The following is an 8,771-nucleotide window of genomic DNA, read 5'->3' on the forward strand; positions in this document are numbered from 1 at the left end:
GGGCCTACGCGTCCGCATTGCGGACCAGCCCCGCAATCGCCTCGCCCACGTCCCCGGTATGCGCCTCGCCGCCCAGGTCGGGCGTGCGCGGTCCCCGCGCCAGCACCGCCTCGATCGCGCGCACGATGGCGTCGTGCGCCGCGCGGTAGCGCGCGCTGCCGGCAGCGTCCATGCCTTCGGCGCCGCCGAGGAAGTCCAGCATCAGCGCGCCCGACCAGATCATGGCGATCGGGTTGGCGATGGCCTTGCCGTAGATGTCGGGCGCCGAGCCGTGGACCGGCTCGAACAGCGATGGAAACCTGCGGTCCGGGTTGAGGTTGGCCGAAGGCGCCAGGCCGATGGTGCCGGCGCAGGCGGGGCCGAGGTCGGAGAGGATGTCGCCGAACAGGTTGGAGGCGACCACTACGTCGAAGCGGGTGGGCTGGAGCACGAAACGCGCGGTGAGGATGTCGATGTGCTGGCGGTCGACCGTCACATCGGGATAGTGCTGCGCCATCGCATCGGTGCGCTCGTCCCAGTAGGGCATGCTGACGGCAATGCCATTGGACTTGGTCGCCACGGTGAGATGGCGCCGCGCGCGCGAGTTGGCCAGCTCGAAGGCATAGCGCAGGACACGGTCGGTGCCCACGCGGCTGAACACGGATTCCTGCAACACCACCTCGCGCTCGGTGCCCTCGAACATGCGGCCACCCAGCGAGGTGTACTCGCCCTCGGTGTTCTCCCGCACCACAAAGAAATCGATATCGCCCGGCTTGCGGTTGGCCAGCGGGCAGGGCACGCCTTCGAACAGCCGCACCGGGCGCAGGTTCACGTACTGGTCGAACTCGCGGCGGAACTTCAGCAGCGAGCCCCACAGCGAGATGTGGTCGGGCACCCTGGCGGGCCAGCCCACGGCGCCAAAGTAGATCGCGTCGAATCCTTCCAGCTGCTCGCGCCAGTCCGCCGGCATCATGGCGCCGGTCTGCTGATAGTAGTCGCAATGGGCCCAGTCGAAGCGCACGAATTCGAGCCCCAGCGCAAAGCGCTCGGCGGCGGCTTCGAGCACGCGCAAGCCCTCGGGCATGACTTCATTGCCGATGCCATCGCCCGGGATGACGGCGATGCGGAAGGGGGCGGGAGAGATTGTTGTCATGGCGCAGGCTCACGGTCTGGATTGGGATGGGCCATGGTAAGCAAATCCAGGCGGAATATAATCAGCCGATCCGTGAACCAATAGAACACACTTCGTGAAGAATGACCTGCTCAATGAAGACCTGCGCGTCTTTATCGAAGTGGCGCGCAAGTCCAGCTTCGCCGCCGCCGCGGAGGCGCTTGGCGTGTCGCCGGCCTATATCAGCAAGCGCATCCACATGCTCGAAGCGGCGCTTGCGGTAAAGCTCTTCCACCGCACCACCCGCCGCGTGGTGGTCAGCGAGGATGGCGAGCGTGTCTATGCGCTGGCGCAGCGCATCCTCGATGACATCGATCATCTCTACGAGGAAGTCTCCAGCACGCGCCGCAACCCGCGCGGCCTGCTGCGGGTCTGCTCCAGCTTCGGCTTCGGGCGGCGCGTGGTGGCGCCGGCCATCTCGGAACTGTCTACGTTGTACCCGGCCCTCCAGGTGCGCTTCGAGGTATTCGACCGGCTGGTGGACGTGGCCACCGAGGGCTTCGATCTCGATATCCGCGTGGGCGACGAGATCGCGCCGCACCACATCGCGCGCCGGCTCGGCGACAACCGCCGCGTGCTGTGCGCGTCCCCCGCCTACCTGGCGCGCCGGGGCCGGCCGCGCACGCTGGCCGAGCTGGCCAGCCACGACTGCCTGGTCATCAAGGAGCGCGACCATCCCTTCGGCGTCTGGAAGCTGCGTGGCGGCAATAGCGGCAATAACGGCAATAGCGGCGGCAATGCCGAACAGACCGTCAAGGTCACCGGGCCGCTGTCGTCCAACAACGGCGAGATCGTGGTGCGCTGGGCGGTCGACGGCCGCGGCATCGTGCTGCGTTCGCTGTGGGATGTGGGCCCGATGCTGGCCACCGGCGAACTGGAGCAGATCCTGCCCGAATGCAGCCAGGAGGCCAATATCTGGGCGGTCTACCCGTCGCGCCTGACCAGTTCGGCCAAGATCCGGGTTTGCGTGGAGTTCTTCGAGACCTTCTTCCGCGAGCGCGCCGCCGCGTATGCGGCCATGGCCGGCTAACGGCTGCCGTCAGCCAGCCGCGCCGCGGCGGCGCGTCGCCGTGATCGCTTCAATCCGCGTGAATATTCGCCGCTTGCGCGATCTTGCGCAGGCGCACCAGTTCACTGGTGACGCGCGCACGGTATTCGCCGGCACTGCCATATTCAGGCTCGAAGCCGTTGGCGGTCATGCTTTGCTGCAGCGCGGGGTCTTTCATCATGTTCGCAATGGCACTCTCCAGCGTTTGCCGCACCGGCGCGGGAATTCCCTTGGGCGCGACCACGGCGAACCATGTGCTGAGCGATACGCCGGGAAAGCCGCTTTCTATTGCGGTCGGCACCTGGGGCAGCAGCTTGGAGCGCGTGGCGCTGGTGACCGCGATGGCCTTGACCTTGCCGCCCTTGAGCTGCGGGGCCGCGGCCACCACGGTGTCCACCGAGAGCGGGATCTGGTTGCCGATCAGGTCGGCCATGGCCGGTGCGCTGCCTTTGTATGGCACGTGCAGCAGGCCCATGCCGGTGGCAGCGTTGATCATCTCGCCGGCAAAGTGCGCGGTGGTGCCGGCGCCATAGGAGCCATACGACATGCCGCCCGGCGTGGCCTTGGCCTCGCTGACCAGTTGCTTGAGCGTATCCGCCTTGACCGCGGGATTGGCCAGCAGCACCAGCGCCGTCGAGCCGACCATGCCCAGCGGCTCGAAGCTCTTGAGCGGATCGTAGGGCAGTCGCGCATACGTGACCGGGTTGACCGTAAAGGTGGTGGCGGCGCTGAACAGCAGGGTATAGCCGTCCGGTGCGGACTTCGCCACGTAGTCGGCACCGACGATGGTGCCGGCGCCAGCCCGGTTCTCGACCACCACGGATTGCTGCAGCACCTCGCCCAGCTTGCGCGCCAGCAGGCGGCCGAGCACGTCGGTGGAGCCGCCTGGCGGGAACGGCACCACCAGCTTGACCGGCTTGTCGGGGAAGGAGCCGGCCAGCGCCGGCATGGACGCAGCCATGACCAGGCCGGCGCCGATGCCGGCGGCGATATAGCGGGCCATGCCGCCGGTCTTGTTCAGGGTCCGTGTTGTCATGCGCATTGCAAACATCTGTATTTCCCCTTGGAGTTGCGATCAATGTGGTCAGTGGGATCTGGTCGATGCGCCGGGCGCCGGCTCCGGTGCCTATAGCGCCGGGCGGATCCGCCCGGCCGGATTGGCCTGCTCGAACCATTGCGCGAACGCCAGCAGCGCGCGCTCGCCGCGATATCTGCCGACGATCTGCAGTCCCACCGGCAAACCGTCCGCGGTAAAGCCACAGGGCACCGAGATCGCCGGATGCCCTGTGATGGTGATGCGGTAGCACGAGCGCATCCAGGCAATATAGCTGGGCATGGACACGCCCTCGATGCGGTCCGGGTATTCGGTTTCGACGGCAAACGGCGTGACCTGCGACACCGGCGCGATCAGGAAATCGTAGCGTTCCAGCAGCGCCTGCATCCGCGCGAACATGCGGCTGTGGGCCCGTTCGGCCTCGGCTATCGCAGCGCCGTCCTGGGCCAGGCCGAGATCGATGTTCCAGCGTACGGTTTCCTTCATCAGATCGCCCTGCTCGCCGCGCAGCACGCCATAGTTGGTGGCAAAGGCCAGCGCGCGCAGCACCTCGAAGGCGTGGTCGGCGCCGCTGAAGTCGGGCTCGGCTTCGTCCACCGTGCAACCCAGGTCCTGGCATTGGCGAATGCCGTCTTGCAGGATGCGGCTCACCGCCGGCTCGAACGGCAGGCCGCCCAGGGCAGGGCTGACGGCAATGCGCAGGCCCTTGCCGCCCTGCGGCGGCAGCGTGGCGAAACCGGCGGCATCGCCGGGGATCGCCAGCGGGTCGGACGGGTGGTCGCCCGCCAGCACGCTGAACATCAGCGCCACGTCGGCCACCGAACGGCCCATCGGGCCGCCCACGGTGAGCGTGTTGAAGGCATGGTTGGCGGGCGCCATCGGCACCCTGCCGATCGACGGCCGCAGGCCCACCACGTTGCAGAAGCTGGCCGGGTTGCGCAGCGAGCCGCCCATGTCCGAGCCGTCCGCCAGCGCGACCATGCCAGCGGCCAGCGCCGCGGCGCTGCCGCCGCTGCTGCCGCCGGCCGAGACATCCTGGCGGTACGGGTTGCGGGTGGCGCCGAACACCGCGTTGAAGGTATGCGAGCCGGCACCGAATTCCGGCAGGTTGGTCTTGCCGAGCATGATGGCGCCCGCGGCGCGCTGGCGCGCTACCACGGCGCTGTCCTGGGCCGGCACGAAGTCGCGATAGACGGCCGACCCGAAGGTGGTGCGCACCCCGGCGGTGAGGAAGGAGTCCTTGTGCGCCACCGGCAGGCCGAACAGCGGGCCGGGCAAGGCGCCACGCGCCAGCGCGGTGTCGGCCGCATCGGCCTCGGCGCGCGCCTGCTCGAAGGTGGTCGTGACGATGGCGTTGATGGCCGGATTGACGCGCTCGGCGCGCGCAATGTGCGCATCGACCACCTCGCGTACGCCCAGTTCGCGGCGACGGATGGCGCGGGCCATTTCCACGGCGCCCAGATAGCAGATGTCTTCCATGAAATCCCGGTCTCCTTCGTTTGCTCGTTTGCCGGTCCCGTTCACCGGCTGCAAGGCTACGGGGCCGCGGGCCCGGACGGACTGCCGGGCCATGCGCGGAGGGCGGCATGATGATGTAACGATAATGGCAGGCCTGCCGGCGTGGGCGCCGCGCGTGTCGCAATGCCAACAGCATTCCGGGCAGGTATGCGCAAGTTCGCGCACGCCTGTGGCGTGGCGCCGCGCATTAAGCGCACCGCGGCGGTGCCATCCGCGCGAGAAGGTGCCGCGCCGGAGGCAATGCGCGGCATTTCGGCACCATTGGCGCGCGGTCCCGCCGGAAAGCGGCTTTCTAAAATTGGCAAGGCAGTTGGCAGGCGGGATTATCATTGCGCAAAGCTTGGCGTATCGGCATTGCCGCGCCGGCCGGCTTTTCCTCCATGCAAAGAACAAGGCCATGAAGCTCACGTCGATCCATGCGGTACCGCTCGCCTACTTTCTTGAAGTGGCGGAGCGCGGGTCCCTCAGCGCGGCGTCCGCCACGCTGCATGTGGCGGTATCGGCGATCAGCAGGCAGGTGGCCCGGCTTGAAGCGGAGCTCGGCGCGGCCCTGTTCGAGCGCGAGCCGCGCGGCATGCGGCTGACCGAAGCGGGGCTGGTGGTGCAGCAATACGGGCGCCGCGCCTTCCTCGACGCGCAGACCCTGCAGGCGGATCTCCAGGGCCTGCTGAGCCTGGCGCACAGCACGGTCAGGCTCGCCTGCACCGACGGCTTCGCGCGCGATTACATGCCATATGCGATGGCCTCGTTCCAGCGCCGCTATCCAGGCGTGAGCTTCTCGCTACAGGTGTGCCCGCCCGCTGACGCCACGCGCATGGTGCGCGAGGGGCTGGCCGACCTGGCGCTGACCTTCGCCATCGCCGCCCAGGAAGGCATCGAGGTAGCGTACTCGGAGGCTGCGCCGGTCTATGCCTATGTGGCGCGCAAGCACCCGCTCGCGGCCCTCAAGCGGGCCACCTTGAAGGAATTGGTGGCCTATCCGCTGGCGCTGCCCAGCGAGACCAATACCATTCGCCAGCTGTTCGACCTGGCCTGCGGGTTGGAAGGGCTGCGCCCGCGCATATTGCTGAGCAGCAATTCGCTGAGCGCGCTGGTGGGCTACCAGGCGTATGCGGATGCGGTGTACCTGACCGGCTCCCTGGCGGTACGCAACAGCCTGCGGGCCGAGCGCCGCGTCCTGGTGCCGATCGCCAGCCGCGCCATGCAGCAGCGTGCGCTGCAGGTCCAGACCATGGCGGGGCGCCACCTGCCGCCGGCGGTGCGCGCGTTTGTGGAGTGGCTGGCCGAGGATATCGCCGGGCGGCGGCGCGCCGTGCCGGACCTGCCAGCGCGCGGGCGTGTCCGGGCCGTCACGGCGTGATTGCCCTTGCTGGCCCGCAATCGCGCAATCGCGCTTGGGCTTTGCGGTGTGCGCTGCCTATGATGAAGGAGCGTATCTGGCGCACCGGGCTGGCCGGGAGCGATGATCGCCTGCGGCCATTGCGCCAAGGAGGGCGGACATGTCAAACCACACCTACAAGCTGGTCGAGATTGTCGGCTCGTCGCCGGACGGCTGCGACGCGGCGATCCGCAGCGCTATTGCCAAGGCCGGCGAGACCATCAAGAACATCGACTGGTTCGAAGTGGCGGAGACGCGCGGACATATCGCGGACGGCAAGGTCGCGCACTTCCAGGTTACGCTGAAGATCGGTTTTCGCGTGAGCTGAGCCGCGCAGCGGCGTCGGCGTGGGTGAACAGGCGGTTGAGGACCGCGTCGGGCGCATCGCGCAGGAAGGCGAGCATTTTCTCGATAAAGGGCGCGTTGGCGGTGCGCGGCACCTGCCGCACCCAGCGGATGGCCTCGCGCTCGCGGCCGCATAGCGCCAGCGTGCGCGCATAGTTGAACTGGCCGCGGAAGTCGCCGCCTTCGGCCGCGCGCCGATAGTAGTCCATCGCCGTGGCCGCGTCGCGCCCCACTTCCCAGCCGTCCTCGTAGAAGCCGCCCACGATATTGAGCGACTTCGCATGCCCCATGCCGGCTGCCCGCCGGTACCAGTCCAGCGCTTCGGCCCGGCTGGCGCCAATGCCGCGGCCCAGCACCAGCGCGGTGGCCAGGTTGTACATGCCCCAGTCGGAGCCGCGTTGCGCGGCGAGCGTGTACCAGTGCGCCGCCGCATTATCGTCTTGCAGGGTGCCCCAGCCGTTCTCGTAGCAGCGGCCCGCCATATTCGCGGCCCCCGCATGGCCGGCGTGCGCGGCGTGCTTGAACCAGGCAAAGGCCTGGGCCTCGTCGCGCGGCAGGCCGTGGCCGGCGAGGAACCACTGGCCCAGAATCATCTGCGCGTCGAGGTTGCCCTGCATGGCGGCCCCGCCCAGCCAGGGCAGCGCCAGGTGCGGCGGCTCGCTGAGCTTGTCAGCCAGCCCGGCGGCGCCGAGCTGGTCGAGTTCGCCGGGGGAGGCGGTGCGGAAGGGAAGGGTTTCCATACTGGGCGGATAAAGGAAAAACGGCACACCGCGCCGCGAGGGTGGTGTGCCGCATGCTGGCCGCCTGGCCTGTGCAAGGCCGGCCAGCCGCAGGGTTTGCCGTAGGCTTGTGGCCGTTCAATAACGCACGTTCAGGCTCAGGATGCCCGCGCGTCCGGGAGCGATCGACGCGTAGTGGCTGACATAGGCCTGGTTGTAGTAGACCTTGTCGGTCAGGTTCAGCACATTGAGTTGCAGTGCCACATTCTTGTTGATGCGATAGGACGCCATGGCATCGAAGCGCCAGTACGAGGGCACCCACTTGTTGGAGGCTTCGCTGCCCCAGACCTTGGACACGTAGTAGGCGCCGCCGCCGACCGTCAGGTTGGGCAGGATCTGGTAGGTGCTCCACACGCTGAAGCTGTCCGCCGGCGTATTGGGGAAGGACTGGCCGTCGGTGGTGCCGAATGCCGCGCCTGAGCCGCCGTTATTGCGCAACTCGCTCTTCAGGTGGGTGTAGCCGCCAAACACGGCCCACTTGTCAGTGACATTGCCGGAGAAGCCCAGCTCGACACCATCAACGCGCTTGTTGCCGGCCATGGCAGCGGAGCCGTCCTGCAAGGTGATGCGGGCGTTGGTGGTTTCCACGCGGAAGATCGCGGCGGTTAGCGCCAGGCGCTTGTGCAACACGTCCCACTTGGTACCGATCTCGAAAGCGCGGTTCTTTTCGGGGACAAGGTTGGAACCCGGATTGCGGCCATTGCGGTCCGGGGCCAGCGCGTTGCCGTCGCTGCCCTGGGCCAGGAAGGAGCCGGCGGGCGTCGACGAGGTGCCATAGGAAATGTAGAAGCTGGCGTTGTCCACCGGCTTGTAGACCACACCCAGTTGGTAGTTGAACAGGTTGTCGTCGCGCGAATACTCGGCACGGGTGCCGTTGGCGGCGCGGGCGGCCTGGAATTCGGTGCTGTAGCGGTCGAAGCGCAGGCCGGCGTTGACCAGCCACTGCTTGTTCAGCTCGATCGAGTCGAAGGCATAGACCGAACTGGTGTTGGTCTTCGAGTTGGTCGGGTTGTTCGCGCGGCTGATCGCGCCGGCCCAGGGATCGTTAGGATTCGGGTTGTACAGCGTGGTGCAGTTGTAGCCGCCGGCAGCGCCCGGGCCGCTAAGGCAGCGGTTGCCGGAGGAGCCACCCGTGTCCACGTTGTAGCTGTCGTTCTCGCTCTTCTCCTGCGCGAACTCGACGCCGAAGGCGTACTTGTGCTTGATCGAGCCCGTGGCGAACTCACCCGACAGATCGGTCTGGTTGGCGATGGTCCTGGCGGTGGCGACGCGCGTATTGGCGCGGCGCCAGATCATGTCGTAGTAGAGGTTGCCCTGGCTGTCGTCCGGCTGGGTATAGATGAAGTCCTGGCTGGTCTTGGCAAAACGGGTCTGGTTGCGGAACTTGAGCGCGGGGCTGAAATCGTGCTCGAAGCGGATCGTGCCCATATCCGCCTTGTCCTTGCGGAAATCGCGGTCGGCCAGGCCGTAGTAGGTGCTGCGCGGGACGTTCACCGGCG

At 67.5% G+C, this 8,771-nt stretch carries 8 protein-coding genes; 3 read left to right on the top strand and 5 right to left on the bottom strand.

The window, feature by feature from the left end:
- Positions 1–4 precede the first annotated feature (4 nt).
- Positions 5–1,132 (bottom strand): tartrate dehydrogenase, encoded by a 1,128-nt coding sequence (locus P3W85_RS35210; RefSeq protein WP_276268165.1) that lies wholly within the window; start codon positions 1,130–1,132, stop codon positions 5–7.
- Positions 1,133–1,226: 94 nt separating this feature from the next.
- Here P3W85_RS35210 and P3W85_RS35215 point away from each other — a divergent pair, with 94 nt between their 5' ends.
- Positions 1,227–2,180, top strand: coding sequence for a LysR substrate-binding domain-containing protein (locus P3W85_RS35215; protein ID WP_017224739.1), 954 nt, complete (start codon positions 1,227–1,229; stop codon positions 2,178–2,180).
- A 49-nt stretch (positions 2,181–2,229) separates the two neighbouring features.
- On the opposite strand, the gene P3W85_RS35220 is transcribed toward P3W85_RS35215, so the two are convergent.
- Positions 2,230–3,234, bottom strand: a complete 1,005-nt coding sequence (locus P3W85_RS35220; RefSeq protein WP_276268166.1) for a Bug family tripartite tricarboxylate transporter substrate binding protein — start codon at positions 3,232–3,234, stop codon at positions 2,230–2,232.
- Between the two features lie 90 nt (positions 3,235–3,324).
- Positions 3,325–4,731: an amidase gene (locus P3W85_RS35225; protein ID WP_276268167.1), complete on the bottom strand. Its 1,407-nt coding sequence runs from the start codon at positions 4,729–4,731 to the stop codon at positions 3,325–3,327.
- Positions 4,732–5,167: 436 nt separating this feature from the next.
- Here P3W85_RS35225 and P3W85_RS35230 point away from each other — a divergent pair, with 436 nt between their 5' ends.
- A complete protein-coding gene (locus P3W85_RS35230; protein ID WP_276268168.1) occupies positions 5,168–6,130 on the top strand; it encodes a LysR family transcriptional regulator in 963 nt (320 codons plus the stop codon).
- 139 nt (positions 6,131–6,269) lie between these two features.
- Positions 6,270–6,476 carry a dodecin gene (locus P3W85_RS35235; protein ID WP_276268169.1) on the top strand — a complete coding sequence of 69 codons (207 nt, stop codon included), beginning with the start codon at positions 6,270–6,272 and terminating at the stop codon, positions 6,474–6,476.
- Here the strand turns inward: P3W85_RS35235 and P3W85_RS35240 are convergent.
- Positions 6,445–7,233, bottom strand: a complete 789-nt coding sequence (locus P3W85_RS35240) for a tetratricopeptide repeat protein (RefSeq protein ID WP_017227197.1) — start codon at positions 7,231–7,233, stop codon at positions 6,445–6,447. The genes P3W85_RS35235 and P3W85_RS35240 overlap by 32 nt on opposite strands.
- Positions 7,234–7,350: 117 nt before the next feature.
- Positions 7,351–8,771: TonB-dependent receptor (locus P3W85_RS35245; RefSeq protein WP_276268170.1), on the bottom strand; the 1,421-nt coding region annotated here is incomplete at its 5' end.

Source organism: Cupriavidus basilensis (assembly GCF_029335485.1).
Taxonomy (GTDB): Bacteria; Pseudomonadota; Gammaproteobacteria; order Burkholderiales; family Burkholderiaceae; genus Cupriavidus; species Cupriavidus basilensis_E.

What these genes read in the sequence shown, in the direction of transcription:
- P3W85_RS35210 (WP_276268165.1), bottom strand. Translation starts at nt 1,132, where the DNA reads ATGACAACAATCTCTCCCGCCCCCTTCCGCATCGCCGTCATCCCGGGC.
- P3W85_RS35220 (WP_276268166.1), bottom strand. Translation starts at nt 3,234, where the DNA reads ATGACAACACGGACCCTGAACAAGACCGGCGGCATGGCCCGCTATATC.
- P3W85_RS35225 (WP_276268167.1), bottom strand. Translation starts at nt 4,731, where the DNA reads ATGGAAGACATCTGCTATCTGGGCGCCGTGGAAATGGCCCGCGCCATC.
- P3W85_RS35230 (WP_276268168.1), top strand. Translation starts at nt 5,168, where the DNA reads ATGAAGCTCACGTCGATCCATGCGGTACCGCTCGCCTACTTTCTTGAA.
- P3W85_RS35235 (WP_276268169.1), top strand. Translation starts at nt 6,270, where the DNA reads ATGTCAAACCACACCTACAAGCTGGTCGAGATTGTCGGCTCGTCGCCG.
- P3W85_RS35240 (WP_017227197.1), bottom strand. Translation starts at nt 7,233, where the DNA reads ATGGAAACCCTTCCCTTCCGCACCGCCTCCCCCGGCGAACTCGACCAG.